Source organism: Corynebacterium sp. BD556, from assembly GCF_038452275.1.
In the GTDB taxonomy this organism is placed as follows: domain Bacteria; phylum Actinomycetota; class Actinomycetes; order Mycobacteriales; family Mycobacteriaceae; genus Corynebacterium; species Corynebacterium mayonis.
The window spans coordinates 2,252,542-2,277,444 of record NZ_CP141643.1 but is presented as its reverse complement, the minus strand read 5'-3'; the positions used below and the strand labels follow the sequence as shown (position 1 = coordinate 2,277,444).

At 62.6% G+C, this 24,903-nt stretch carries 25 protein-coding genes; 3 read left to right on the top strand and 22 right to left on the bottom strand.

Annotated elements, in window-relative coordinates:
* Nucleotides 1-10: 10 nt before the first annotated feature.
* The 11 genes from groL to glmS form a co-directional block, all read right to left on the bottom strand.
* Entirely contained in the window at nucleotides 11-1,624 is a 1,614-nt protein-coding gene (groL, locus tag VLL26_RS10760) for a chaperonin GroEL (protein WP_342319064.1), read from the bottom strand.
* A gap of 20 nt (nucleotides 1,625-1,644) precedes the next feature.
* Nucleotides 1,645-1,944, bottom strand: a complete 300-nt coding sequence (groES, locus tag VLL26_RS10755) for a co-chaperone GroES (protein WP_342319063.1) — start codon at nucleotides 1,942-1,944, stop codon at nucleotides 1,645-1,647.
* A 179-nt stretch (nucleotides 1,945-2,123) separates the two neighbouring features.
* On the bottom strand, nucleotides 2,124-2,618 hold the full coding sequence (locus tag VLL26_RS10750) for a hypothetical protein (RefSeq protein ID WP_342319062.1): 495 nt from the start codon (nucleotides 2,616-2,618) through the stop codon (nucleotides 2,124-2,126).
* A gap of 88 nt (nucleotides 2,619-2,706) precedes the next feature.
* The gene (tsaD, locus tag VLL26_RS10745) at nucleotides 2,707-3,753 is read right to left on the bottom strand and encodes a tRNA (adenosine(37)-N6)-threonylcarbamoyltransferase complex transferase subunit TsaD (protein ID WP_342319061.1); all 1,047 of its coding nucleotides are present in this window, start codon (nucleotides 3,751-3,753) and stop codon (nucleotides 2,707-2,709) included.
* On the bottom strand, nucleotides 3,750-4,232 hold the full coding sequence (rimI, locus tag VLL26_RS10740; RefSeq protein WP_342319060.1) for a ribosomal protein S18-alanine N-acetyltransferase: 483 nt from the start codon (nucleotides 4,230-4,232) through the stop codon (nucleotides 3,750-3,752). Before rimI ends, tsaD begins: the two co-directional genes overlap by 4 nt.
* Entirely contained in the window at nucleotides 4,229-4,885 is a 657-nt protein-coding gene (gene tsaB / locus VLL26_RS10735; protein ID WP_342319059.1) for a tRNA (adenosine(37)-N6)-threonylcarbamoyltransferase complex dimerization subunit type 1 TsaB, read from the bottom strand. Before tsaB ends, rimI begins: the two co-directional genes overlap by 4 nt.
* Complete coding sequence (locus VLL26_RS10730; RefSeq protein WP_342319058.1) at nucleotides 4,882-5,415, bottom strand: hypothetical protein; 534 nt, start codon at nucleotides 5,413-5,415, stop codon at nucleotides 4,882-4,884. The genes tsaB and VLL26_RS10730 overlap by 4 nt, the downstream gene beginning before the upstream one ends.
* 40 nt (nucleotides 5,416-5,455) lie before the next feature.
* Entirely contained in the window at nucleotides 5,456-5,959 is a 504-nt protein-coding gene (tsaE, locus tag VLL26_RS10725; RefSeq protein ID WP_342319057.1) for a tRNA (adenosine(37)-N6)-threonylcarbamoyltransferase complex ATPase subunit type 1 TsaE, read from the bottom strand.
* Nucleotides 5,956-7,041 (bottom strand): alanine racemase, encoded by a 1,086-nt coding sequence (gene alr / locus VLL26_RS10720; protein ID WP_342319056.1) that lies wholly within the window; start codon nucleotides 7,039-7,041, stop codon nucleotides 5,956-5,958. The genes tsaE and alr overlap by 4 nt, the downstream gene beginning before the upstream one ends.
* An 11-nt stretch (nucleotides 7,042-7,052) precedes the next feature.
* Nucleotides 7,053-7,724, bottom strand: a complete 672-nt coding sequence (locus tag VLL26_RS10715) for a hypothetical protein (RefSeq protein ID WP_342319055.1) — start codon at nucleotides 7,722-7,724, stop codon at nucleotides 7,053-7,055.
* A gap of 82 nt (nucleotides 7,725-7,806) precedes the next feature.
* Nucleotides 7,807-9,669: a glutamine--fructose-6-phosphate transaminase (isomerizing) gene (gene glmS, locus VLL26_RS10710; protein WP_342319054.1), complete on the bottom strand. Its 1,863-nt coding sequence runs from the start codon at nucleotides 9,667-9,669 to the stop codon at nucleotides 7,807-7,809.
* 99 nt (nucleotides 9,670-9,768) lie between these two features.
* Between glmS and VLL26_RS10705 the strand changes: the two genes are divergently transcribed.
* Nucleotides 9,769-10,623 carry a chlorophyllase/cutinase-like alpha/beta fold protein gene (locus VLL26_RS10705; RefSeq protein ID WP_342319053.1) on the top strand — a complete coding sequence of 285 codons (855 nt, stop codon included), beginning with the start codon at nucleotides 9,769-9,771 and terminating at the stop codon, nucleotides 10,621-10,623.
* On the opposite strand, the gene VLL26_RS10700 is transcribed toward VLL26_RS10705, so the two are convergent.
* The 10 genes from VLL26_RS10700 to eccCa form a co-directional block, all read right to left on the bottom strand.
* On the bottom strand, nucleotides 10,613-10,858 hold the full coding sequence (locus VLL26_RS10700) for a hypothetical protein (RefSeq protein WP_342319052.1): 246 nt from the start codon (nucleotides 10,856-10,858) through the stop codon (nucleotides 10,613-10,615). The genes VLL26_RS10705 and VLL26_RS10700 overlap by 11 nt on opposite strands.
* Nucleotides 10,858-12,201 carry a hypothetical protein gene (locus VLL26_RS10695; protein WP_342319051.1) on the bottom strand — a complete coding sequence of 448 codons (1,344 nt, stop codon included), beginning with the start codon at nucleotides 12,199-12,201 and terminating at the stop codon, nucleotides 10,858-10,860. Before VLL26_RS10695 ends, VLL26_RS10700 begins: the two co-directional genes overlap by 1 nt.
* A gap of 8 nt (nucleotides 12,202-12,209) precedes the next feature.
* Nucleotides 12,210-12,518 carry a hypothetical protein gene (locus VLL26_RS10690; RefSeq protein ID WP_342319050.1) on the bottom strand — a complete coding sequence of 103 codons (309 nt, stop codon included), beginning with the start codon at nucleotides 12,516-12,518 and terminating at the stop codon, nucleotides 12,210-12,212.
* 157 nt (nucleotides 12,519-12,675) lie between these two features.
* On the bottom strand, nucleotides 12,676-14,019 hold the full coding sequence (glmM, locus tag VLL26_RS10685) for a phosphoglucosamine mutase (protein ID WP_342319049.1): 1,344 nt from the start codon (nucleotides 14,017-14,019) through the stop codon (nucleotides 12,676-12,678).
* A gap of 101 nt (nucleotides 14,020-14,120) precedes the next feature.
* Nucleotides 14,121-14,669 carry a 30S ribosomal protein S9 gene (rpsI, locus tag VLL26_RS10680; protein WP_342319048.1) on the bottom strand — a complete coding sequence of 183 codons (549 nt, stop codon included), beginning with the start codon at nucleotides 14,667-14,669 and terminating at the stop codon, nucleotides 14,121-14,123.
* Complete coding sequence (rplM, locus tag VLL26_RS10675) at nucleotides 14,669-15,112, bottom strand: 50S ribosomal protein L13 (protein WP_342319047.1); 444 nt, start codon at nucleotides 15,110-15,112, stop codon at nucleotides 14,669-14,671. The genes rpsI and rplM overlap by 1 nt, the downstream gene beginning before the upstream one ends.
* A 362-nt stretch (nucleotides 15,113-15,474) precedes the next feature.
* Nucleotides 15,475-15,759 (bottom strand): WXG100 family type VII secretion target, encoded by a 285-nt coding sequence (locus VLL26_RS10670; RefSeq protein WP_342319046.1) that lies wholly within the window; start codon nucleotides 15,757-15,759, stop codon nucleotides 15,475-15,477.
* Between the two features lie 38 nt (nucleotides 15,760-15,797).
* On the bottom strand, nucleotides 15,798-16,109 hold the full coding sequence (locus VLL26_RS10665; protein ID WP_342319045.1) for a WXG100 family type VII secretion target: 312 nt from the start codon (nucleotides 16,107-16,109) through the stop codon (nucleotides 15,798-15,800).
* Between the two features lie 155 nt (nucleotides 16,110-16,264).
* Complete coding sequence (locus VLL26_RS10660) at nucleotides 16,265-17,218, bottom strand: type VII secretion-associated protein (RefSeq protein ID WP_342319044.1); 954 nt, start codon at nucleotides 17,216-17,218, stop codon at nucleotides 16,265-16,267.
* Complete coding sequence (gene eccCa / locus VLL26_RS10655) at nucleotides 17,215-20,838, bottom strand: type VII secretion protein EccCa (protein WP_425292322.1); 3,624 nt, start codon at nucleotides 20,836-20,838, stop codon at nucleotides 17,215-17,217. Before eccCa ends, VLL26_RS10660 begins: the two co-directional genes overlap by 4 nt.
* Nucleotides 20,839-21,078: 240 nt before the next feature.
* Here eccCa and eccD point away from each other — a divergent pair, with 240 nt between their 5' ends.
* Together eccD and VLL26_RS10645 are read left to right on the top strand one after the other, a co-directional pair.
* Complete coding sequence (gene eccD / locus VLL26_RS10650; protein ID WP_342319042.1) at nucleotides 21,079-22,398, top strand: type VII secretion integral membrane protein EccD; 1,320 nt, start codon at nucleotides 21,079-21,081, stop codon at nucleotides 22,396-22,398.
* Nucleotides 22,398-23,549 carry a S8 family serine peptidase gene (locus VLL26_RS10645; protein WP_342319041.1) on the top strand — a complete coding sequence of 384 codons (1,152 nt, stop codon included), beginning with the start codon at nucleotides 22,398-22,400 and terminating at the stop codon, nucleotides 23,547-23,549. Before eccD ends, VLL26_RS10645 begins: the two co-directional genes overlap by 1 nt.
* Here the strand turns inward: VLL26_RS10645 and eccB are convergent.
* Nucleotides 23,543-24,811, bottom strand: a complete 1,269-nt coding sequence (gene eccB, locus VLL26_RS10640; RefSeq protein WP_342319040.1) for a type VII secretion protein EccB — start codon at nucleotides 24,809-24,811, stop codon at nucleotides 23,543-23,545. The two genes, VLL26_RS10645 and eccB, sit on opposite strands and share 7 nt — an antisense overlap.
* Between the last annotated feature and the right edge of the window lie 92 nt (nucleotides 24,812-24,903).

The window sequence follows — 24,903 nt, the reverse complement described above, 5'->3', positions numbered from 1 at the left end:
GAGGGGATACCTAGTGGGCGTGACCGTGGGAGTGCTGGGTGCTGTCCTCCTCCGGCTTCGTCACAACGGAAGCTTCGGTGGTTAGCACCATGCGAGCCACGGAGGCCGCGTTGACTACAGCGGAGTGAGTGACCTTGACAGGGTCGATGATGCCCTGCTCAAGGAGGTTGCCGTACTCAAGCGTGGCGGCGTTAAAACCTTCACCGTTGCCCAGCTCGGCAATCTTGGACACCACAACGGAGCCGTCGAGTCCAGCGTTTTCGGCGATCCAGAAAGCTGGCTTGACCAGTGCGCGGGAAACGGCGAGCACACCGGTTTTCTCCTCGCCCTGGAACTGCTCGGCGTAGCCTACAAGCTCTTTGGCAATCTGCACCAGGGCGGAACCGCCGCCAGCGATGATGCCTTCTTGGGCTGCGGCGCGCGCGGCGTTGATGGCGTCTTCGACGCGCAGTTTGCGCTCGTTGACCTCGGTTTCGGTGGCGGCGCCGACGCGCAGCACAGCAACTCCTCCGGAGAGCTTAGCGAGGCGCTCCTCCATCTTTTCCTTGTCCCAGGTCGAGTCGGTGGCCTCGATGTCGCGCCGGATCTGCGCACGGCGCTCCTCAACGGCCTCGGCGGTGCCCGCACCGTCGACGATGACGGTGTCGTCCTTCGTCACGCTAATGCGGCGGGCGGAACCGAGGTGCTCAAGGGTAGCGTCTTTGAGGTTGATGCCAACCTCCGGGTCGATGACGGTGGCGTTAGTGACAACCGCCAGGTCGTCCATGAATGCCTTGCGGCGCTCACCGAAGTAGGGCGACTTCACGGCGACAACCTTGATCGACTTGCGGATCGAGTTGACCACCAGGGTCTGCAGCGGCTCGCCGTCGACGTCTTCCGCAATGATCAGCAACGGTACGGAGTCGTTGGCGACCTGCTCCAAAAGGGGCAGGAAGTCCGGCAGGGAGGAGATCTTGTTGCGTACCAGGAGCACGCGGGCGTCCTCCAACACGGCCTGGCCGGCTTCTGGGTCCGTCATGAAGTAGGGGGAAAGGAAACCCTTGTCAAAGGAAATACCCTCGGTAATGTCCACGTAGGACTCGATCGACTGGGATTCCTCGACGGTGAGTACACCGTCTTTGCCCACCTTGTCCATGGCGCCGGCAACCATCGCGCCGACTTCCGGGTCGCGAGAGGACACGGTGGCCACGTTGGCGATCTCGGTAGAGGACGACACCGGGGTGGCGCGGTTTATCAGTTCTTCGACAACCTTCTCGGCTGCAGCGCGGATGCCGTGGTTCAAAGCTACCGGGTTAGCGCCGGCGGCGACGTTGCGCAGACCTTCGGCGACGAGCGCCTGGGCCAGAAGGGTCGCGGTGGTGGTGCCATCACCGGCGATGTCGTTGGTCTTGACGGCCACGGACTTCACAAGCTGCGCACCGAGGTTTTCGAAAGGATCCTCAAGATCGATGTCGCGGGCGATGGTCACGCCGTCGTTGGTGACAGTCGGCCCGCCCCACGCCTTAGACAGGACCACGTTGCGGCCGCGGGGGCCGAGGGTGACCTTAACGGCGTCGGCGAGGGTGTCCACGCCACGTTGGATGCCCTCGCGAGCTTCCTGGTCAAATGCAATGAGTTTTGCCATTGGTGGCTATGCCCCCTTTATTACTTTTCGACGACGGCCAGCAGGTCGCGGGCAGACAGGAGCAGGTACTCCTCGCCGTTGTACTTCAGCTCGGTGCCGCCGTACTTAGAAAACACCACAGTGTCGCCTTCCTTGACGTCGATGGCGATGCGGTTGCCCTGATCGTCGAGGCGGCCCGGGCCGACGGCAATGACGACGGCTTCCTGGGGCTTTTCTGCTGCGGAATCCGGGATTACCAGGCCGGAGGCGGTGGTGGTTTCGGCCTCGGCGATCTGGACGAGAACTTTGTCTTCGAGCGGCTTGATGTTGACGTTTGCCATGATCGACAACCTTTCGTGTGTTGAGCCTTAAAGCTTCAAGTATCAGCAGAGATAAAGGTCTTTAAGTGGGCACAGCCGTCGTCGCGGGTGAACAACTGAGCTCTTAACAACCTGTTAGCACTCTACCCCCACGAGTGCTAACTCTCAACACGCCCCCAACCTCCGCAGAGGTGTTTAGTCTAGGCCTGATCCGCAGCACGGTTAATCACCGCGTTGCGCCACAGCTGGTACTCATCCTCCGCATCCTCACGATAGTTACGCACCGCACGGATCGCCTGCTCCACCGAGGAAATGGTCGACTCATCAACGCTTTTCCCCTCCTTGGCAGCGAAAATGACCGGGCCGCAAATCGCCCGGCTCGGATCGGTGAGAAACTCCGGATTTGCAGTATCGGCAGTATTGCGGGCCAGCGAAGCCACCGGGTTCGGCTCCATGCCTTCCTTACCAGCGTTCGGGTTAAAGATCGCGTGGAAGCGATTGCCCTCCTGCTCGAAGGCAACGTCAACGAAGTCGTCGACAAGCGAGCCCAGGAACTTGTGGGCAGTGTCCATGTCGAACACGATCCGGCGGTAGCTCAAATCGGGGTTGACCAAGAAACCGAAGCGTTCCTTATCTGCCTGTTCCGGATGGGTGGTCACAATCGGAGTGTGGTTTAACGAGGCGGCGTCGTTCATGATGTCCAGCATCTTTCCGTGAAGAAGACAATTCTGGATTAAAACTAACCTGTTTTGCCCCACTTGGCAGCGCGAGCGGCAACAAACGCTAAACCAGGGGAACCTCCACCTCCAACGAAGGGTTCGTCGCGGCGGCCAAATCGGACCCCTGTGCACCCTCGTGGATTAGCTGGGCAGCCAACGCCGCGATCATCACACCGTTATCGGTGCACAGGGAAAACCGTGGGATACGCAGCTCAATGCCATTGTCCGCGCAACGCTTCGCAGCCAGCTCACGCAACCGCGAATTCGCCGCAACACCCCCACCTAAAAGCAGCGTCCGCGCGCCCGTGTCCGCGCAAGCCAACATTGCTTTCTTAGTCAGCACATCGCAAACGGCTTCTTGGAAAGAAGCGCACACATCCTCCACCGAAATCACTCGCCCGTCGGCTTCCGCCTTCTCCACGTAGCGCGCGACAGCGGTTTTCAGCCCGGAAAAAGAAAAATCATAGCGGTGCTCACCGCGCAGGTCCTCGGCCTTGCTTAGCCCCCGCGGAAAATCGATAGCCGAAGGGTTTCCCTTCTGCGCAAACTTGTCCACAACCGGCCCGCCCGGATAGCCCAACCCCAGCAGGCGTGAAACTTTGTCGTAGGCTTCGCCGGCGGCATCGTCAAGGGTAGAGCCCAATTCCCGCATCGGCTTGCCCACCGCGTCGACTTCCAGTAGCTGTGTGTGCCCGCCGGAGACAAGCAAGGCGATCGAGTGCGGCAATTCGCGGTCATCATCAAGATTCGCTACGGCAACGTGCCCACCCAGGTGATTGACACCGTAGAAAGGCACCCCCCACGCCGCGGCATAGGCCTTCGCCGCCGAAGCACCAACTAGCAGCGCACCCGCCAGGCCCGGGCCGATCGTTGCGGCGACAGCATCAGGCTTGTCGACGCCCGCCTCACGCAACGCCTCCTCCATCACCTGCGGCATGGATTCTAGGTGGGCCCGCGACGCGATCTCCGGCACGACCCCGCCAAATCGGGCGTGCTGCTGCATCGACGACGCCACCGCATCCGCGAGTACCTCCATCGAACCGTCCGAATCCAGCCGCACCACACCCACGCCCGTTTCGTCGCAGGAGGATTCAATGCCCAAGACAATCATGTTGTCTCCTCACTAAGCCTTTCACTTTTGCGCGGACGCATCATCGAGTAGGCGTCCGCCCCGGAAGGCTGATAGTAGTTTTTGCGCACCCCGGTGGGCACAAAACCGAAAGTCTCATACATGGCAATAGCGGCAACATTATCGGTACGGACCTCCAAAAACATCGGCCCGTCGAGCAAATCCGCTGCGTAGACCAACTGACCCAGCAGCGCCCGACCCACGCCTTTGCCCTGGTGGACAGGGTCCACACCGATGGTATGCACCTCAAACTCCGGATCACTTTTCGGCCCAAGCATGGCCACACCCGCGTACCCCAGTAAGGTGCCCTTCTCGTCGAAAGCGCCGACATAGAAAGTGTAAGGCTGAGCGAACTGGGTGACGAAAACTTCACGGGACCAGGGGCCGTCGCCTTTAAAAAGCACCTGCTCAATCTCCGCCACACGGACCGCGTCCGAAGATGACAGCTCGCGTATTTTCATGCCAGGTCCACATCCGGAATCGCCGGCGACTTCGGCTTCGCAGCGGGAGGCACCGCATCAGGCCGGCGCAGGTAAAGCGGTGTCAGCGGCGCGGGCGCGGCACCAAGATCAGCTACCGCAACAAGCCCCGCCGCAGTCGGCGCCTGGTAGAGCACAGTTGCCGCATCGAAAGCGGTCTTTCCGCGCAACGTTTCGGGCACGCTCGCTACCGCCACCCGCCCTGCAGGCACATCGGCGGGCGCGCAGACATCCGGGCCTAGCTCACGCACACCTTCGCGGTAGCGCGCCCAGTACACCTCGCGACGGCGCGCATCAGTGACCACCAGGCAGGTTTGCGCGCCCAACGCGTGAGCCACTGCGTCATGGGTGACCGCGCCGTGGACCGCAATCCCCAACGCCTGACCGAAAGCGGAGGCCGTTGCCATCCCGACACGCAACCCGGTAAACGGGCCGGGCCCGCAGCCGACGACGATGGCGCCGACGTCCGCAAAGGCAAGGCCGGCGGCGCCAAGCAGAGAGCGCACCGTGGGCACAAGCTGTTCGTTGTGCGCACGCGTGGCCACGCTGCTTTCTTCCAGCGTGTCTCCCGAGACAGTGTCGACCACGCCCACGACCAGGTCCGTGGTGGCCGTGTCGAGGGCGAGAACTATCACTGGAAGCTGGCCCCCATCAGCGCGTTTTCATTCGGCTTCGCGCCCAACTGCCAGGTGGTGCCATCAAAGTAAAACGGCAGCGGACCCTGCAGCAGCAGCGGCTGCTCCATGAGCTGATTGCAGATGTTGACACTGTTCAAGTTGACCTTGTCCAAACCCGACTCAGTCTCGGTCTGGGACAGCAAAACCATGTAGCCCGTCTCGTCGTCGAGGTGGAGCTTGTCCCGATCCAGCCCGAGCTGTTCAATTTTGATCTCGCTAAGATCTTGCGGCTCGTCCGGGCACAACGTGATAAACCCCTGGTACTGCTCGGCGTCGTAGATCCGGGACAGATCAATCAGCTCACCCGCGGTGGCCTCCGAGTCGCTGGGGCGGCTATGAACCAGCGCCTGCTCCAACGTCGTCGGCCCCTTCGCCAGCGTGCCTGTGGCCGACTTGGACAGCGGCAAGAAAATCAACGCGGCAAGAACCAAAAGCCACACGACGACAGCGATAACGACCCAGCTACGGTGCTTGTTGTTCAACTTCATAAACCACAAGCCTACATCCCGGCCACGACACCGCCACGGTTCAGTCGCTGCTCGCGGAACCAACCACGCGCCAGGAAATGATGCGCGCCTCTAAGTTCGGGTCCGCCTCGTTCAACGTTTTTCGGTCCAGCTTCACCACCAGGTAAGATCCAGCGATCCGCTCCACTAAACCACCGCCCCACTCAGCGACTACAACAGCGTCGAGAAGCTCCGTATCCAAATCGAGAGCGTCAAGCTCGCCCAAAGGGTCCCCGGAGGAACCTTCCCCAACAAGACGGTAAGCGTCGACATGCACCAACGCCGGGCCCGACGCGCGGGGGCGATGCTCTCGGGCAATAACGAAGGTCGGGCTGGTCACTCGGCCCTTGACGTCCATTCCCCCCGCGATGCCCTGCGTCAGCGTGGTTTTGCCAGCCCCCAGCGGGCCGTCGAGAATGACCACATCCCCAGCCTGCAACACCTCCCCCAGCTCACGACCAAGCTCTTTGGTGTCCTGGGAGGTGCGGCAAACCCTCTGCCCCGCCTGCGCAAATGCTCCCCTCATTGCCTCTCCTTGCCTGCGGTTATGTACGTGCGAACGGTACGCCCAGACGGCGCACACACAATCTCGTAGTTGATGGTGCCCGCCCGGCGCGCCAACTCAGTCGCGCTGATGCCACCTTGACCGAAGATAACAGCTTCATCACCAGCAGCGACACCGAACTCATTGGCACCTAGCCAGATCACAATTTGGTCCATGCACACCCTGCCCACCTGCGGGTAGAGCTGCCCGCCCACACCTATATCCAAGTGATCCTGCCAGGCGCGCGCCACCCCATCGGCGTAGCCCGCGGAGACCACCGCCGTGTAACCGTCCACCGGCGCAGTCCAGGTCAACCCATAGCTGACCCCCTCACCGGCCGCGACCGGCTTAACCGCCAACACCCGCGCCACCCAACTCATCGCGGGCCGCAAGCCATGATCCACACCAGTGATCGGTTCCAGGCCATAAAGGGCAACACCCGTGCGCACCTGATCACAACGCAGATGCGGCCGAGACAAGGCTGCCGGGGAATTAGCTATGTGGTTGCGCTGCACCACCAGCCCGTGGGATCGAGCCGTGTCCACTGCCCGACAAAACGCCTCCACCTGGGTGTCAGTAAACCCAGAGGAGGGATCATCGGCGCATGCCAAATGCGACATCACGCCAACGACATCAAGCCCCGCCTTTGCAGCCAATGCGCAAGCCTCATCCCAGTCCTGCTCATCAATGCCGGCGCGGTTCATGCCCGTGTCCGCTTTCAGGTGGACACAGCCGGTAAAGGAGGCGTCGACAAGCGCGCGAATGTGCGCAATGCTCGGCGCCGCCACCTCAATGCCCGCCGGGACGACCTGCCCCGGCACCCACAGCCACGCAAGCACGGGCAAGGTGCTCACAGCCTGCACAACTTCAGCCTCAGCGAAAGTAGCCACGGCGAATGAATCAGCACCAGCAGCCTCCATCACAGGCACGACCTGTTCAACACCGTGGTTATAGGCGTCAGCTTTCACCACACACATCAACTGCGCGTCGCCCACCAGCGCCTTCATCGTGCGCACATTATGCGCGATAGCGTCGAGGTCAATTCGGGTTTCCAGCAGATTCATGGGCCTTAACTTTAGAGCAGGTGCGCAACACCCAACGCGACAAGCAACACAGTCACCGCCCACGTGGCGGCCAAAGTGGTGGTGCGCGGATTGGCCCGCGCCCACTCGAAGGCGCGACCGGCGAGACTATCCGGGCGGGCGCGGACCCAACCGACCACAAAAGCGCTCAAGGTAGGCAAGCTCAACGCCACCGTAGCGTAGAGCACCAAGGAGGCATAGCGCACCGCCGGATCAATACCGGCGGCGGAAAGCACCGCCAAACCAAGATAGAAAGGAATCGAGGTGGCTGACTGAACCACACCCAAAATGAAACCCGTAAGCACCGTCAGCGGCCCGGGGCTGCGAAGCGGCCGCATAATCTTGTCAATCAACGCCGAGTTGTCCCCACCCCGAAACGCAAGCAGACCGATCACAACACCCGCCACGATGAGCAAATAGCCGAAGGAAGGGCCCTCGACGAAGCTTTGCACCACCGATCCGAGCCCGTCGAAGATGACCAGCATGACAAAGGCGAGACTAGCCACGCCAAGCCAGTCACCAACAATAAGCAGCGTGGCCGTCGCCGCGTAGCGGCTCTTTCGCGCCCCACTGCTGCGCGGCAAAACAATGCCGACAGCAACGATGACACCAATCAACAACAGGTTAATCGAGTCGATGAAGGCCAAAGACAAAGCGCTCAGCACGGTATGCGCCCACTCCTTCCATTAATAAACCGCCGCCCCGTGGCGGTGGGCGGGGCAGGCGGTTGCGCGGGCGAAAAAGCCACTATTCCACGGTGACCGACTTGGCTAGGTTGCGTGGCTTGTCAATGTCCTCGTTGCCGTTTTCGCGGGCAATATCGGCAGAAAGGAACTGAAGCGGAACCGTGGCCAAAAGCGGCTGCATAATAGTGGGGGTTTGCGGGATGCGAATCAGCCAGTTCGCATAAGGCTCCACGGCGGTGTCGCCGTCTTCCGCGATCACAATCGTCTTCGCGCCACGCGCGCGAATCTCCTGAATGTTGGACACAATCTTGGAGTGCAACTGGGATACCCCTCGCGGGCTCGGCACGATGACCACCACCGGCAGACCATCCTCGATCAGGGCGATGGGGCCATGCTTGAGCTCGCCGGCAGGAAAACCCTCGGCGTGGATGTAAGCCAACTCCTTGAGCTTCAGGGCACCTTCCAAGGCGATCGGGAAGCCGACGCCGCGGCCCAAAAAGAGCATGGTCTTGACCGCACCAAGCGTTTCAGCGGTGGAATCGACCTGTTCTTTGACCTTGAGCACCTGTTCGATCTTCTCCGGGATGGCCTCAAGTTCCTCCCAAATCTGCTTGATCTCATCCGGGTACTTCGTACCCTTGGCCTGCGCTAAGGCCAAACCCACGATGTAGTTCGCGGCAACCTGGGCAAGGAAAGCCTTCGTGGAGGCCACACCGATCTCCGGCCCGGCGTGGGTGTAGAGCACAGCGTCGGACTCACGCGGAATCTGCGAGCCGTTGGTATTGCACACCGCCAACACCTTCGCACCCTGGGTTTTAGCGTGGCGCACCGCCTCGAGAGTATCGGCAGTCTCGCCGGACTGCGAGATCGCCAACACGAGGGTGCGCTCGTCTAGAATCGGGTCGCGGTAGCGAAACTCGGAGGCCACCTCAATTTGCACCGGGATGCGCACCCAGTGCTCTATGGCGTACTTCGCGGCTAAACCAGAGTGGTAGGCGGAGCCGCAGGCGACGACGAAAACCTGGTCGAAGGACTTCAAATCGTCGTTGGTGAGGTGGTTTTCATCGAGCACGACACGCTCACCATCCCAGTGACCAGCAAGCGTGTCACGTACCGCACCAGGCTGCTCGAAGATCTCCTTCATCATGAAGGAGTCGAACCCGCCCTTTTCCGCGGCTTCCAAGTCCCAATCAATGGTAAATGGCTTGCCTTCGCCTTCGGAGCCGTCGAAGTTAAGGACCTCGTAGCTGTCTTTATCAATGACCACCACGGAGTCCTGTCCAAGCTCGATAGCATCCTTCGTGTGCTCAATGAAGGCGGCGACGTCAGAGCCGAGGAACATCTCGCCATCTCCCACCCCGATCATGAGCGGGGTAGAGCGGCGGGCGGCAATGATTTGACCCGGATGGTCGGCGTGCATGAACAGCAACGTGAACGCACCTTCGAGGCGGTTTAGCACCTTCAGTGCCGAGGCACGGAAATCACCGGCAGTCTCGCCGCCGTTATAGGCCAAAGCCAGCAAGTGCGCGGCCGTCTCGGAATCCGTTTCGGAAGCGAACTCGATGCCTTCTGATTCCACTTCCTTGCGCAACACACTGAAGTTTTCGATGATGCCGTTGTGCACGATGGCGACTTTGCCGTCGAAGGAGACGTGGGGGTGGGCATTTTCATCGGTCGGGCGGCCGTGTGTAGCCCAGCGGGTGTGGCCGATGGCAGTGTTTCCCGTGAGCTTATCGGGGCCGACTTCCTCAATTTTGTCGTCCAGGTTTGCAAGCTTTCCTGCGCGCTTGACCACGGAGAACTCTCCGTTTCCAGCGATGGCGATACCCGCTGAGTCATACCCTCGGTACTCCATCCGGCGAAGCGCTTCCACAGCGATGTCGAGCGACTGTCGCTGTCCTACATATCCGACGATTCCACACATGGAAATCAGAATACAACGGCAACAAAAAACTGCCGCGCTTGTCGACGCCACCCCCTATCCCTCATCCCCCAGAGGTGGTCATCACGTATCCTTGAGTGCGTGTCAGCGAATTTGAAGAAACTCTCCGCCCTGTCCCAACGCGGTCCGCACCGCGTCCTTGAGGGCGACCTCGGCTACACCGGGTTGCCTGGCAAGGTCTACACTCCCGCCGAGGGCTCAAATTTGCCTGCCGTCGCTTTCGGCCACGACTGGATGCGCACCGCCGACAACTACACCGCCACGCTGCGCCACCTCGCCAGTTGGGGCATTGTCGTGGCAGCTCCCGACACGGAAACTGGGTTCAACCCAGACCACGCGGGTTTCGCCTCCGACCTGGAAACCACCTTACAAATCCTCGCCGGTGTCCGCCTCGGCAACGGCAATGTGACCGTCTCCCCCGGAAAGCTAGGCTTGGCCGGTCACGGGATGGGCGGCGGCGCCGCGGTACTTGCCGCCGTAAACAACGAAAAGCTCAACGCTGTGGCCGCGGTCTTCCCGGCGGCGACCGCCCCCTCAGCCATCGAAGCGGCCCGCAACCTATATGTTTCCGGTATGGTCATCGGCCCGGACAAGGACGCTGATGCGCTTTTCGACCCAGGCAACCCGTCGGCCTTGGCCTACAACTGGGCCGGTGAAGTGGTCTACCGTGTGGTGAAGAAAGGCAACCAGCAAAGTTTCGCAGAGGACGGCCTTGGCAAACGGCTTTTGGGCCTAGGCGCCCCGAAGCGGTCGGTGCAGACAACTGTGCGCGCCCTTCTCACCGGTTATTTTCTTCACCAGCTCGACGGCAACAAGAAGTACGACGACTTCTCTCAGCCGAACGCGAAAGGCAAAGCAGTGTCCTCCCTGCGCAACGACGAGCTGGCGAAGCGCGCCGGGTTGACCGCGCAAAGTTCGGGCCTGACTATCCGCTAGCGGCCCCACCTGGGTTGTCGCGGCGCAGCACCCCTTGTACCCGCCCACCGCGTGGTGGGCGGTAAGCGCCTTTGGGCACGGGCATGGGCGGGCGCAAGTTCAGCTCTCGCGCAAGCTGCTGTTGGCGCCCCATGATTTCCATTTTGCGGTGCGATTCTTTAATCGCCGCCTCGAAGTCCAGCATGCGTTTGGCGGTGCGCCTTTTGTATTGCTCCGCGAACTCAAGAAAATCCATCACCATTCACCTGTCTTTTTAATGCGGGCGCTAAGACCCGGGTCCTCCGGCTGCACTGCTCGCTCCGGGCCTTTTGGGTTCTCTACGATCTCTGGGTCAAGTCTGGGCTGGATCTGCAGGGTATCCGTCGCAGCGTGCATGGCTGCCTTCTCAGTGGCTGCCTGCGGTTGCGCCACCTCCGCTAGCTGCGGCGGCGGCGGCAACGTGCCCTCGGCCAGCGGAGGCCCCGGAAGGTCCACAGGTTCGGCTTCAGTGCGCTCCGGCTGCGGCTGAGGTGCGGAACATGCAGTTTCGGCGGCCTCCACACATTGAAGCAACACATCAATTCCACCCATGACGGCGGCCGCACCGATCGCACTAATGGTTCCTGCAACCGCAATGGCCCAAGCAGTGCCCTCAGGCGAGAGTGGCTCGGGGAGAAGAACCTGCGACGCCTGCAGGTTGCACGGCGCCATAGGTGAGGTAGCCGACGAGACAGCACCTCCGTCTGCAACTGGGTTGCCGCTCGGAAGCGGCACCTCAAGCGGAGGCGCAGGCGGCGCAGAAGACGCAGCGAAACTCCCCTGCCCTGGAACCTCCGGTGCTTCAGATGGCTCCACCGCCGCGGGCTGTGTCGCTGGCGGCACCACAGAATCAACGCGTTGGTGGTGTTCTTCCCCACTGCCCCCTTGCTCCGAGGCAACGGGCGGGCACTCGAACTGCGCCACCGGCGCAGGTTGTTTTTCCTGAACGGTATTGCAGCGCTCAGTACACGCCGCCAAACAGGCTTCAATCGCGCTGTTGCGGTCCTTAGTTGTCGATTTGACCTGGGCCAGCCCCTCAGCGGCCAAATCAAGGACAAGGCCCGCGATCCTTACGCCCGGGTGGATGCGGGCAATCATCAAAGGCATCATAATCAGGTCGAGGAGAATGTTAGTGGAGGAATCAGAAACACTGGTGATCTCCTCGATGGCTGCGCAGCACTCCTCCACTGCCCGGCACAACTCGTCGGTTTCCTCTCCCTGCCGCGACTGTTCCTCCTGCCGTGCCCTTTCATCTGGGCCGATACCGATATCATCGAGCCATCCCCGGATCCGCGGCGCAAGGCTGGAAAAGCCGAACGCAATGAAGTCCACCAAGACCTCCTCGAACACGGATTTGCCGAATTCGATCAAAGGTGAACTCCGACCTCTGCCCAACACCAAAGCGTCAGCCCCAGCACGCAAATAATCCAGGTCCATCCCGGCAGTTTTTGTGTACTCCTGCGCGATCTGCGCCGTCAACTCGTTAATATGCGCCACCTGGGCAGCACTGGCCTGGGGCAGAGCATTGGCCTCCGTGGCTAAGCGGGAAAGCTTCTCCACAACCCCGTTCATCGTGTCCCCCGCCCACCCAACTCGGCGGCGTTGACAGAGTCGTGGTTGTCGATAGCGTCGACAAGCGAAAGTATCTGCTGCCACGCCTCAACCCTGTTGCGCAAAAAATGAACAGTTTTCTGGTGCACCCCACCCATCGCTGCGGCAAGCTCGGCAGTGTGGGCGGTAAAACCCTCCCCCACCGCATGCACCGGAACATCGGGCTGGTTGGCCTCAAATTGCCCGATGAGTTTCTCGTGTTGTTCGATCGCGGCCCGCAAATGCCGACGCATCGCAGACGGGTCCACGTTCAGTGAAACGCCCACTTGAATCCCCCCAAAAACTGCCCCGGAAGGCGCAACGCGCCCTCCCCCAAATTAGTCATTACACCTTAATTAGACTGCCGCCGAAGGCGCGCGGTTCCCTCCCCCCGGGAAAAGTTTTTTGCGCATCCGCCGATCGCTAGGTGTATCTGGCGCCAATCTACACCGCAGCGACGACAGCCGCGAGGCGACCAGCCACCTTACGGGCAACCTCCTCGTCGGACGCTTCCACCATCACACGGAACAACTCCTCCGTGCCGGAGGGGCGCAGAAGGACCCGACCCGTGCCACCAAGTTCGGCTTCCGCCGCCTCCTTCGCACCACACACGGACTCATCTGAGAGGATCAGCGCCTTATTCGACACCGGAACGTTAATGAGCACCTGAGGCAGCACCTGCATGACCTGCGCAAGCTCACCTAAGGACTTGCCAGTCTCCGCCATGCGGGCCATCAGCATCAAACCCGTCAAAGTGCCGTCGCCGGTCGTGGCGTGGGCCGGCACAACAATATGGCCCGACTGCTCGCCGCCCAAGGAATAGTCGCCGCGGCCGATCTCCTCAAGCACGTAACGGTCGCCCACCTGAGTTTCTTTCATCTCGATGCCCTCGCGCTGCATGGCCAGCTTCAAACCCAAGTTGCTCATCACGGTGGCGACAAGCGTGTTGGCGTGCAGGCTGGTCTTTTCTTTCATCGCGGTGGCCAAAATCGCCATGATCTGATCGCCGTCGACGATGTTGCCCTCAGCATCCACAGCGAGGCAGCGATCCGCGTCACCGTCGTGGGCCAGACCGAGATCGGCGCCGTGCTCGATAACGGCAGCCTGAATCTTGTCCATATGTGTCGAGCCGGAACCGTCATTAATGTTGAAAGCGTTCGGCTCGTTATAGATCGCCACCACCTCAGCACCAGCAGCACTATAAGCCTTCGGCGCCACCTCGAAAGCGGCGCCGTTGGCGCAGTCAACAACAACCTTGATGCCGCTCAGATCCGTGCTCACAGCCTCCCGCAGATGGGTAAGGTAGCGCTCCTGGGCATCCGGGGCCTCCTCAATGACGCGCCCGATGGCTGCGCCAGTCGGACCAGCCTCGTCAAGGTCGAGCATGGCTTGCTCGATGCGGTCCTCAACATCGTCGGGAAGTTTCTTGCCGCCAGCAGAAAAGAACTTGATGCCGTTGTCTGGCATCGGGTTGTGCGATGCGGAGATCATCACGCCGATGTCGGCGCCGTAGTCATCCGTCAAAAAGGCCAGCCCCGGGGTGGGAATGACGCCGACTCGCAACACATCAACGCCTTTCGACGCCATCCCAGCCGCCATTGCCGCAGCCAACATCTCACCGGAGACACGCGGATCCCGGCCGATCAGCGCCGTCGGACGCCGTCTGCCCGTCCCCGTCTTCTCGGTGAGCACCACCGCGGCGGCCGCACCCAGTTTCAAAGCGAGCGGGGCGGTGAGTACCTCGTTGGCGAGGCCGCGAACACCGTCTGTTCCAAACAATCGAGTCATGTGCCCAATTATGCCCTAGCCCCGCTCACCCCCAGAAAACGGCGAAAGCCGCCTCGTTGGCACCCAACGAAGCGGCTTGTGTGCCCAAAGCACACAGCGGTTTAGCGCTTAGAGTACTGCGGAGCGCGGCGGGCCTTGTGCAGACCGGCCTTCTTGCGCTCGACAGCACGAGCGTCACGGGTAAGCAGGCCAGCCTTCTTCAACGTCGGGCGCTCAGCCGGGTTGTAGAGGTTCAGCGCACGGGCAATGGCCAGGCGCAGGGCACCGGACTGACCCGTCGGGCCGCCACCGTGGATGGTGGCCTTGATGTTGAACTGGCCTTCACGCTCAAGCAGCGTCAACGGGGTCAAGATGTCCTGCTGGTGCAGCTTGTTCGGGAAGTACTCCTCAAACTCGCGGCCGTTGATGGTGATGGTGCCATCGCCCTCGGTCATGGTGACGCGGGCAATAGCGCGCTTACGGCGACCAACGGTTTGGATCGGGCCTTCGTGCAGCGAAACCGGCTCGACAGCCGCGTCCGATTCAGCCTCGACCTCGGGAGCAACGGCGTCACCGATGGTGTAGTTGAACTCCTCGGTGGCGGCGGTGGCTGCGTCGATGTCAGTCACTGCGGCGAGGTTTTCTTCTGCGAAGTTGTTCGGTTCAGTCATTACTGTGCCACCTGCTTAAACTCGAAGGTTTCCGGCTTCTGACCCGCGTAGGGGTGCTCGGAGCCGACGAAGACGTGAAGCTTCTTGATGGACTGGCGGGAAAGGCGGTTGTGCGGCATCATGCCGCGCACTGCTTCCTCGATGACGCGATCCGGCCGCTCATCTAGGGCGCGACCCAGGGTCATGGACTTCAGACCACCCGGGTAACCGGAGTGGCGGTAGCGCATCTCACGATCACGCTTGTTGGACGAGATGTGGACCTTGTCAGCGTTGATGACTATGACATGGTCACCAGTGTCGACGTTCGGCGCAAACTGCGGCTTGTGCTTGCCGCGCAGCAAATCAGCCACGGTGGAAGCAAGCTTGCCCAGCACCACGTCGGTGGCGTCGATGACGTACCACTTGCGGGTAATGTCACCGCTTTTCGGGTGGTAAGTAGACATAAATGACTCCTTCAAGTCTGTCTAGAAAGCTGCCGGCCAAAAACGCGCGTTTCCCGTATTTCGTCGGCGGCCGGTGGGGACCCGACGAAAAGTGTGCGCCCGAAAGCGCCAAAACACACAGGCCCATAAGCCTACGGCACGTGCGAACTATCTCCAAAAAATGCGAAAGCAGCCCGCCAGCTCCCTCGTTGTGGAGCCTGGCGGGACGCTTCGATCAAATTGATCCCCATATTGTGGCGGATGCTGTAAGTTGCACGGTCCCCCAACTGCGTGCCCCTTAGCACCCGCCGACACACACCCGTCACGCGAGCGCCTTGTCCGCTCCCCCTGTTAATGCGGCCCCCGCGCGCCGGGTTAGGCTTCTACCCCCAGCTTGCAGCGGCGGCCGAGTTGACGGCCTGCATACGGCTGTTTCCTTCTTCTACCGTGGTGGCGATAGTACGCAGGATGGTGTTGAGGTCCTCTGCAGCCTGATCCCACTTGCGCTGGTGGACGTTGTATGCTTCGGCGGCGTCACCCTCCCAGGTGGCCACCATCGGCTGCAGCATCGCTTTGAGGTCATTGAGTTGACCTGCGATGTTAGCCGCAGCGCTTTCCATGTCTTGGGCAGCACCGGAGAGCTGCCCAAAGCCGTACTTGATTTCCATGTTGTGTCCTTTCGCTGTGTGCTTCGCTGGGCTAGGTTCTACAAGGGCAGTCCGGCACCGACCGATGTGATGTCGGAGGTGTTGGCGGCATCGGTGTCCTCGAAGTGGCGGGCGTTGTCACGGATGTTGGAAGCGATAGCCCCCAAAGCTTCCGCCAGGCGGCGCTGCGCGTCGTCGTAGCGCACCATCAACTCATCGAAGCTGCGCTGCGCCTGACCACTCCAAAAAGCGCGGGTCGACTCGGCGACCTGCTGGACGCGATCAGCTTCGATCTGGACGTTACTGTTGGTCTCGTCGACACGCTCGGCGGCCGAGCGCATCACATCGGCTTCTGTCTTGAACTGTCCCATTGCGGGAGTCCCCCTTTGGTTGTTTTTTGCGGATCCATCCTCCCCGTGGCCGGGAAGTCTTGGAGGTGCGCGCCGGGTTGTCATCCGGTGCGAACGCCTCACATTCGTATTGGACTGCTTTTTGTGCCCTTTGGTTCCCTCGGCGGGAAAAATCTTTAGAAGCTTTCGTCCTGCAGGCCTTCGGCGTCGAAACTGGCGCTGTCCATCACCACGCGGCAGGTAGCCCGTTGCGCGGTGGTCGGCTCCCAGCGAAAGTGGCAGCCAACAAATAGTTGCCGACCCCCATCGGCCCACGTCTTCCAATGAGACCGCGATCCATCCAGCGCGGTTTGCTCATAGTAAATCACCTCGGCCTCCTGGCTGAGCAGTTCGACCTCCGGATCAGCGTCGATGTCGGCCACAACCTGATCCACCATCTGTTGCGGGGTCAAAGGATGAAGGTTTTCCACCGCGATTTGGATTCGGAGGTTCGGATCCTCGCCTGTTGCGCGCCACATGTCGTTGTCAGGTTCAACCGTGTACCCGGTGGGCAACTCCACGCGCAGCCCGCCGCGCTCCACCACCACCCCGGGCGGGCTCACCAGTGAGGTCGTAGGGCTGGGAACAACACTGCTGGGAACACCACTGCTGGGCGCGGACGTGTCCTGAGCAACAGCCACCTCGTTGTCTTGTGCGCCTACCCCCAATGTCAGCCACACGGCCGCGGTGACCATCCCCGCAACAGCAACAACCGCGCCCGCTATAATCCACAAGTCTTTGCTGGGCGACCGGCTCGCGTGCTGGTGTTTGTCGGCTGGGGGCCGGGCGATGCGCAGCAATTCGGTCGGCTCACTCGGTTGCGCCTCCGCCTCGCCGGGATGTTCGGTGGTCAAGGTGACGTCGTACCCCGACAGAGCCCGCTCCAACTCGTTGATTTTGTTGTCGGGTGCCACCACGTGCACCACCACGCCAGCCGGGTTATCCCCAATGACACTGCGAACGTGGCTTGCCACCTCGGCCATGCTGGGTTGGTCGTAGCGGTAGACGTTCGAAGCTCCGGAAAAAACCACCCCGGAATCGTTGACGGAAATTATCAAAACGGGCTCCGACGACAAGGCGGGAGTGCTCACAGCCCGGCTCCTTCCTCGTAGGTGGCGGCGACCTGCAGCGGACCAACGACACCGTTGTGGCGGATCAAGGTGGCACGCCCGGGATCCTGCGGGGAGGGTTTAACGCCGAAGATGGGGCCTTCGTCGCGGGTGGCGTCGAAAAGCACGACCTCCGGGGTGAGGTCTTTGAACGTGGAGAGGAACCCGCTGAACATGGCGCGGGCGACGCCGCCGAATTTGCGTGCGGCCACGATGTGCAAACCGACATCACGCGCGTGCGGCAGAAGCGGCACTAAGGCGCGCAGCGCAGAGTCGTCGATAAGGTCAAGATCGTCGATGACCACCCAGATTTCCGGGCCTGTCCACCACGAACGCTTTGCCAGCTCACCCGCGGTGACGTCCGGGCCGGGAAGGCGCTGATTGAGTGTGGTTGCGGCGGCGGCCAAAGCTTCTTGGGCTGCCGTGGCCGATCCTGCATAGGCCGCCACCATGTCCTCGCTCACGCGGCCGAGGTGCGCCCGGCGCGGATCGACGATGACCAGCCGTGCATCCTCACGCGGCAATCGCTCCACGGAGGCTAGGACTGTGGCGATGAGGGTGGATTTGCCGCAACCGCCGGTGCCGATGGCCAGAAGGTGCCCCGATTCCAGCAGTTGCACACTAAGCTCCGCCCCGCCCTCGCCGAGGATGACCTGGCCTGGGTGGGCGGCAAGAAGCGGCCCGGCGTCGATATGGCGCGGCAGCACCTTGAGCTGCGGCACGGCAGGCTCTTGCGTGCTCGCCGCAATGTGCGCCAGGTCCTGCGTGTACGTCGCCGCGAGAAGCATCGGTGTGCCCTCGGGACTGAGCCCGCGGCCTGGGGCATCGGGCACCGAGGCTTGAGCTTTACGGTCGATCAACGAATCGTGCGGCTCGGTCAGTTTCAGCTCCACACGGTTGCCTATCAGGTCGCGGACGTTGGCACGTATCGCGCTCCACCGCTGCGATGTGAGCACGAGGTGGACGCTTGCCGACGGCCCCTCCGACGCAATCCTCACCACCTTCTCCCGCAGGTCTGCGAAGGGTGAATCCGGGTCAGCTAGCGTCTGCCACCCATCAATCACCACAACAATGTGCTCCGAAGCGCGGCGGGTGGGGTCTGCGACGTGGCCGGCAACTTCGTCGATTATGCGGCGGATGCGTTCTTCGTTGTCTTTGACCCCCACGCCCGCCACATGCGGCAGCATCTCCAGCTCGACCAGGCTGCCGGCGCCGCAGTCGATGATGTAGAAGGCGACCTGCCTGGGCTTATGCGTCGCCGCTAAGGATGCGACGAGGGTGCGAAGCGCCATGGTTTTGCCGGATTGCGGGCCACCCACGATCGCCACGTGCCCGCCGGCGCGCGTGAGGTCGAGCACTAGGTTGTCTTGGCGCTGGAAGTAGGGCTCGTCGGTCACACCCACCACGGCGCGCATTGCACCCATGTTTTCGCACACGGTGGCCAGCTCGATCTGCTCCGGCAAGGGCGGCAACCACACGGTGTGGGCCTTTTGTCCCCGCGTCAGGGCGGTGTCGCGGGCGGCTTCGACGATGACGTTGAGAACGGTCGTCGACTCGTCGACCGTTTCCTCAACGACGTGGTCTACCGCCGCCAGCGCCGCCTCATCGGCCCAGCCGGTGAAAAGCCGCACCGCCCGCGCCTTGCTTGTCCTTCGCTTATCGACGACTCTGACTAACGGCCCCGACACATAGGCGGCCCGGAACCGGATCATCTCCCCAGGACCCGCCTTGAGGTAGCCGGAGCCAGGCTCATTGGGCAGCTCATGGGCGTCCGGTACGCCGAGCACCTGCCGCGACTCCGCCGCGGAGAAGGTGCGCAGGCCAATGCGGTACGACAGGTGTGAATCCAGGCCGCGCAGCCGACCTTCCTCTAGCCGCTGGGAGGCCAAAAGAAGGTGCACCCCAAGTGAGCGGCCAAGCCTGCCCACCGCAACGAACAGGTCCGCGAAGTGCGGGTGGTGGCTGAGCAGCTCGGAAAACTCGTCGACCACGATCAACAGCGAAGGCAACGGGGCCAGCTCGTGCGGGTTGGCGGCGCGGGCCGAAGCGTAGTCGGTGACGTTGGCGAAGTTGCCTGCCGTGCGCAGTAGTTCCTGACGGCGGTTGAGCTCACCAGAGATGGCATCGTACATGCGCTCAACGAGCACCGCTTCTTCCTCCAGGTTGGTGATCACCGCCGAGGTATGGGGCAGGCCTTCGCAGCCGAGGAAGGTCGCACCGCCCTTGAAATCCACAAGCACCAGGTTCAGCTCCTCGGGGGAGTGCGTGGCGGCCAGCGCCACCACAAGGGTTCTGAGGAATTCACTTTTTCCGCTGCCTGTGGCGCCGATGCATAATCCGTGCGGGCCCATGCCGCCGTGCGCCGCCTCCTTCAAGTCGAGGTAGACCGGGCTTTTCGCTGGGGTAACCCCCACCGGCACGGCTAGCCGCTGGCGCGTACCAGCCCGGCCAGTCCACATTGTGTGGCTGTCTAATTGGTCGATATCGTCAATGCCCAACATGGCAAGCAACCCCTCTCCACCGCTGCCGGAGGCGTCGGCGGGCCTGCGGTAAAACGCCAGTCGCCGCGCGATGAGTCCCGCTTCTGCTTCCGGAATCAGGTCGGGCACGCCGAGCAGTTCCTCGCCCGCCTCTGTGCGCGCGTGGATCTCATGGTCACAGATCAGGTGAAACGCGCCCTCATCGACGAAGTAGTCTGTGTCCTCGTCGATGACGATGACACAGTCAATGTCTGTCTCCGCCAGCGCCGCGTGCGCCCCAGCCGCCCCGCACAGCGCCACCGTTAAAGACGCTGCCTCCGGGTTCCGGGTGTGCGGCAACCACTTGGTGAAGGCGAGGCTGGGGTCGGGGTGGCGGTTGATCAAGCCGATTGTTTCCGGCCCGTGGAAAAACGCCAACTGCACTACTATGCACCGCGCCACAACCAGTGCCGAAGGCCCCGCCAGCACCACAGAAGGAAACGCCGCAAGTTGGACAATGATCGGCATTCCCGCAACGGTGCTCACTGCCGCTACGGCCCGGCGCAAACTCACCGCGCACACTGGGTCGAGGTCTTCCGGGGAGCCGGGGTCGGGGACTTCGACAGGCGTGCATAATGCCCCTGCTCCCACGCCGAGGCGTACCTCCCCGGCGCGAGAAGAGTCGGCGGAGCGCTCCCACACCCGCGTGGTTGGCATTGCCGCCACCAGTTGCTTCGGGTCGGGGTGGAAGTGGACAGCGTGCTCCCTTTGCTTGTCGCCGTTGCGCCGCGCTTTGGTCATCAGCGCGTCGAGGTGGCGCAGAAAAACCCGGCGAGTCTCGTCGATGTCGCTGGTTTTCTCGCCTGGGTTGAACATCATGGCCACGCTGAAGACCATCATGAGCGGAAACAAAAGCATCATCGGGCTCATGCGGCGCCCCGAGAGGATCATGATTGCCACGACCACTCCGACTGTACTGAGCATGACCACCGGCAGGAGCACCTTTATCAGCGGCTGTGGGGGCGGCTTGTGTGCCTCCGGCACGGCCTCTGCCTCAATGCTTCCTGTTGGAAGCGGTGGTGCCGGGTCTGCGGATGGTTCCGGCAGTGGCGCCAACACGGCGTTGTGGTCTGTTCCGAGCACAGCAAGTTCCCCCTCGACATTCCCCGTGGTCGCAGCCGCCGGTTCGCCCCGAGCCGGCAGAGATGCTGCGGACTGTGTAGCCAGCTTAGGCAAGCCTGGTCCTTCCCGCGCGTCGAGTGGAGCATTTGCTTGCCCTGCCTGTGTGCGGTTGATGTGGACGTGCGCGGCACCCTCGGCAATAATGTAGCCAGCGCGGCACGGGGGACGTCGCCGCTTCACTGTTTGATTCGGGGGTTGTCCATGGTTGCTGCCACAGCACACCACATTGTTCACGTCACCATCCGTATCGATGTTGTCACGTTCCACCGCGACATCGATCTCACGTTGCCTACGTCTTCTTCACTCGCGGAGATTTTGCCTGAGCTTTCGCGCTTGGTTGATCTGCCCGCGGTGCGGCGGCCGTGGCAGGCGACGACGGCTGCGGGCGCGCCGCTTGACATGAATACGCCGCTGTATCAGCTCAAGCTTTACGACGGCTCCGTCATCGCCCTGCGCCCTCAGGAAAACCCGCGTCCTCCAGTGGTGCGTGACGCGGCGGAGGCCCTGGCGGCCGATGCTGAAAACGCCAATCAGGTGCGCGGCTTGGATGTTGCCGCCTCCTGTACGGGAGCTGTCGCTTTCGGCATACTTGTTTCGCCGTGGCTGGGGGTGGCCGGGGCTTTGGCGGCCGCTGGCTTACTTGCGGTGCTTTTGAGTCTGCCCTCCCGTGGCTGCGTTTTACACACCTGCGGCTCCGTCTCCGCCGCCGCGGGGTGTGCGGTGTGGGTGGCGGGCCCGCCGTCGACTTGGGTTTCTTCCCAGGACCCGGCGTTGGGGGCCGCGGCCGGGGCCGGGGTGTTGCTGCTTGCCACTGGGGTGGGGGCGGCGCTGACAAGCATCGGCGCTGCGGTGGCGGCGGCCTGTCTGAGCACCGCCGTGCTGGTCTGCGTGGCAGCGGTCGGGGCTTGGCTGCCGAGTGCTTATGCTCCAGCGGCGGTGGCAGTGTTAGCCGTGCTTATCGTGCTGACGGTTGCGCCGCGTGTCGCCACTCGCGCAGCCGGGTTGCGCATCCCTCACATTCCCACGGCGGGTGAGGAGTTCGCCTCAGCCGATACTTACCAGTCTGATGTGGACAAGCGTGCTCGGCGCGCACGAGAGATCACCGCGGGCATCCACTTCGGTTGCGCGTTGGTTGCTTGCCCGGCGTTAGTGGCGCTTGCCTGGCCCGGCACCGGGTGGGCGCAAGCCCTGTGCGTGGGTGTTGTGGGCGCTTTCGCTTTGCACGCGGGCCGCCACCATTATCCGGCACCCCGGCTGGCTGTGAGCGCAATCACGTTGAGCGCTGTGGTGTCGTGCGCAGTTGCGGCGAGTCGTGCTGACTTTCACCCGGTGCCGATGCTTGCCACCGCCGCGGTGGTGGCGCTGTTGAGCGCCACTGCGGTTGTTTGGGTAAGTCGCGTGCCGGAGATTGAACCCACCACTACTGTCTGGCTGGAGCGAATAGAATCTGCTTGCCTTATCCTCGCCTTGCCAATCGCGCTTCACCTCGCGGGGGTTTTCGACGCCATCCGGGGTTTGTGATGCACCGCGTAGCTCTCATTGCCGCCGCAGCCCTTCTTCCACTGGTTGTGCCGTTGGCTCATGCCCAGGACATCGCCTGCATGGCCCCGGCCCCTGCGTCGGCCCCCGAAGTGTCCCCCTGGCCCGACACACTTCGTGACTTCGCTACTGGGGCAGGTGTGCGCGTCGCCGTTATCGACACCGGGGTAAGCCCCCACCCTGAGCTCGACCAGCTCATCGCCACCGCCGATTTTGTCTCCCCGGAGCAGCCCGATCCGCTTTTCGACTGCGATGGTCACGGCACTGTCGTCGCTGGGATTATCGCCGCCAACAGCACCGGCATTGCTCCCGACGCGGAGATTTTGGCGGTGCGGCAGACTTCCGCGCACTACCGCAACCGGCGCTCCGACGAGGAGGTGGAGACGTCGGGAAGCTTGCGTTCGCTTGCCGACGCCATCCACGCCGCCCTCGACGACCACGCGCGTGTCATCAACATTTCCGTCGTTTCCTGCGTCGACCCGCGCGACGCCGACCTGATCGATGCGAGCACACTTCACCACGCCCTGGCACGCGCCGAACACGACGGGGCGGTTGTCGTCTCCGCCGCCGGCAACGTCACCACCTCGTGCCCGCAGGGCTCTTTCGTCTTTCCCTCACACTTGCCTACTGTGCTTTCCGTCGGCGCGCGCGCCGACGCGCACACGCTGGCCGATTATTCCGTGGATTTCCCGGAAGGGTTGCAGACAGTCTCCGCCGCGGGCACCCACGAAGTGGGACTTTCCTGGAACGGCGGTTTCGCCCGCGGCAGCGCACCCGAGCGTGACACGGTGCACCCCTTCACGGGGACGAGCTTCGCGGCTCCCGTGGTCAGCGGCACAGCCGCCCTGCTTCTTCAGCGCCACCCACATCTAACGCCCGACAAGGTGCGTTGGATCATCCGCCAGGCGGCGCAACCGGCGCATGGCGCGGTCGACCCGCTGGCAGTGGTGACACACCTGCCCAGCGAGGACGCCACCCGCACGTCCCGGGTAGTGCTTCAACCCAGTGCCCAGGAGACCTCCGGCGCTGGCGAGCGCCTCCGCGCTGTGCTGCCGCTGCTAGCGGCCGCCGCGGTTTGCGCGTGGGCCGTAGGCGTAATGAGCAAGAGGTGCACCCGCCCACGGGATCAATAAAGCGCGGCCAGCGCTTCCTGGCGGCGCAGCGCGTCACCCTCAGGCAACAGCGACACAATCTCCCAGGGAGCTTGCTCAATCCGCTCCGCACCGATCACCGCTAGGTTGTTTTTATCTTCTACCTCGTGACGCAATCCGTGCGTGGAGACCACATGGTAGCCGTGGCCGGTGTCGACGGCGACGGCTCCGTCATCAAGGCCCGTAAAGTGCGTCGCCGTCGCCCCCGCTGATAGTCGCACTGTCGCCTCACCTTGTTCCACGTCAACCGCACCACGGTCAGCGCCGACGCACACCTTCGCGGCCTCCCAATTTTGCGGCGCGACCTCAGGCAGGTGCAGCTTCACCGCAGTGACGGCGTCGGGATAGTTGGCTAGCTCTGCACGCGGTGTCGTGGTTAGCTGCGCACCGGCGTTGCGCATGATTGCGGCCTGCACCTGCGTGACTTGTTGTACCGCGCGATCCGGCGTGAGCATCCACCACTCATCTTCGGACTGGATTAGCTCCGGCAGCGGGTCAGGAAGGCGCAACGGCGGGTTTTCGCGCAAAGCGCTTAATACTTGCGCTGGCGGATGCCAGCGCGGAGTCTGCGGGGTGATACCCAGCGCACGGCGTATCACGCGCCCCGCAGGATCATCCGCCCCAGGCAACAAGGCGCGCCCCTGGGCGGTAACTAACCACTCGCCCTGGGCTGAGGCAGCCACTACGGCGTGTTCCGGCGGCAGCGGATTGGTGTGCGGCCCAGCGGCAACAGTTACTGTCTCCCCCGCATGGCACACCGACCAGGCCGCCGCAGTGCCACCTTTCGGCGCGAAGTGGGAGGGTGCCGCAGGCAACCCCACCGGCACCCCACGCGGCAGATCGACTAGGTGGGCATCGCCCACCCGCACCGGGTTGTCCGCCGCGCCGGTGATCAAGCGCGCCGAGGTTAGGTTCGTGACGGGATGAACCGCCCCGTCGACACGTACAAACAGCTCCCCGTGGCTGGCGCGCAGAATCGGCGCATCACCGGGATCCGCGTTGGGCCGCAGCCAGGCCAAAAGCCCCATCACGGCACCTACGATGACCGCGGCGGCAAGGCCGAAGGCCATGGCGCGGCGGCGCATCGCCAGCGGGTCGTGGATCATCCGAATATCACCGAAGATCAGCCCGTGTTCCACACGGCGCTGCATGAAACGGTGGCCTGAAACTTGCGGGCGTGTCGTCGGCAGCAAGCGGTGCTCACGCTCATGACGCCGCAAAGCGCGCCCGGTTTTTCCGTCCATGTCTTTCCCCCGAAAGCTTCCCCTCGGCGCGGGGCGTGTTAAAAAGCTAGTTCTCCCCGCGCGTGTGGGTTTGAATCTAGCCCACGTCTGGC

Bases quoted from the DNA above. Each gene is read 5' to 3' on its own strand.
- rplM (WP_342319047.1), bottom strand. From the start codon at position 15,112: ATGTCTACTTACCACCCGAAAAGCGGTGACATTACCCGCAAGTGGTAC.
- rimI (WP_342319060.1), bottom strand. From the start codon at position 4,232: ATGAAAATACGCGAGCTGTCATCTTCGGACGCGGTCCGTGTGGCGGAG.
- VLL26_RS10665 (WP_342319045.1), bottom strand. From the start codon at position 16,109: ATGGGACAGTTCAAGACAGAAGCCGATGTGATGCGCTCGGCCGCCGAG.
- VLL26_RS10730 (WP_342319058.1), bottom strand. From the start codon at position 5,415: ATGAAGTTGAACAACAAGCACCGTAGCTGGGTCGTTATCGCTGTCGTC.
- alr (WP_342319056.1), bottom strand. From the start codon at position 7,041: ATGAATCTGCTGGAAACCCGAATTGACCTCGACGCTATCGCGCATAAT.
- glmM (WP_342319049.1), bottom strand. From the start codon at position 14,019: ATGACTCGATTGTTTGGAACAGACGGTGTTCGCGGCCTCGCCAACGAG.
- glmS (WP_342319054.1), bottom strand. From the start codon at position 9,669: ATGTGTGGAATCGTCGGATATGTAGGACAGCGACAGTCGCTCGACATC.
- eccD (WP_342319042.1), top strand. From the start codon at position 21,079: ATGGTTGCTGCCACAGCACACCACATTGTTCACGTCACCATCCGTATC.
- rpsI (WP_342319048.1), bottom strand. From the start codon at position 14,669: ATGACTGAACCGAACAACTTCGCAGAAGAAAACCTCGCCGCAGTGACT.
- groL (WP_342319064.1), bottom strand. From the start codon at position 1,624: ATGGCAAAACTCATTGCATTTGACCAGGAAGCTCGCGAGGGCATCCAA.
- groES (WP_342319063.1), bottom strand. From the start codon at position 1,944: ATGGCAAACGTCAACATCAAGCCGCTCGAAGACAAAGTTCTCGTCCAG.
- tsaE (WP_342319057.1), bottom strand. From the start codon at position 5,959: ATGAGGGGAGCATTTGCGCAGGCGGGGCAGAGGGTTTGCCGCACCTCC.
- eccB (WP_342319040.1), bottom strand. From the start codon at position 24,811: ATGGACGGAAAAACCGGGCGCGCTTTGCGGCGTCATGAGCGTGAGCAC.
- VLL26_RS10670 (WP_342319046.1), bottom strand. From the start codon at position 15,759: ATGGAAATCAAGTACGGCTTTGGGCAGCTCTCCGGTGCTGCCCAAGAC.
- VLL26_RS10700 (WP_342319052.1), bottom strand. From the start codon at position 10,858: ATGGATTTTCTTGAGTTCGCGGAGCAATACAAAAGGCGCACCGCCAAA.
- VLL26_RS10750 (WP_342319062.1), bottom strand. From the start codon at position 2,618: ATGAACGACGCCGCCTCGTTAAACCACACTCCGATTGTGACCACCCAT.
- tsaD (WP_342319061.1), bottom strand. From the start codon at position 3,753: ATGATTGTCTTGGGCATTGAATCCTCCTGCGACGAAACGGGCGTGGGT.
- VLL26_RS10645 (WP_342319041.1), top strand. From the start codon at position 22,398: ATGCACCGCGTAGCTCTCATTGCCGCCGCAGCCCTTCTTCCACTGGTT.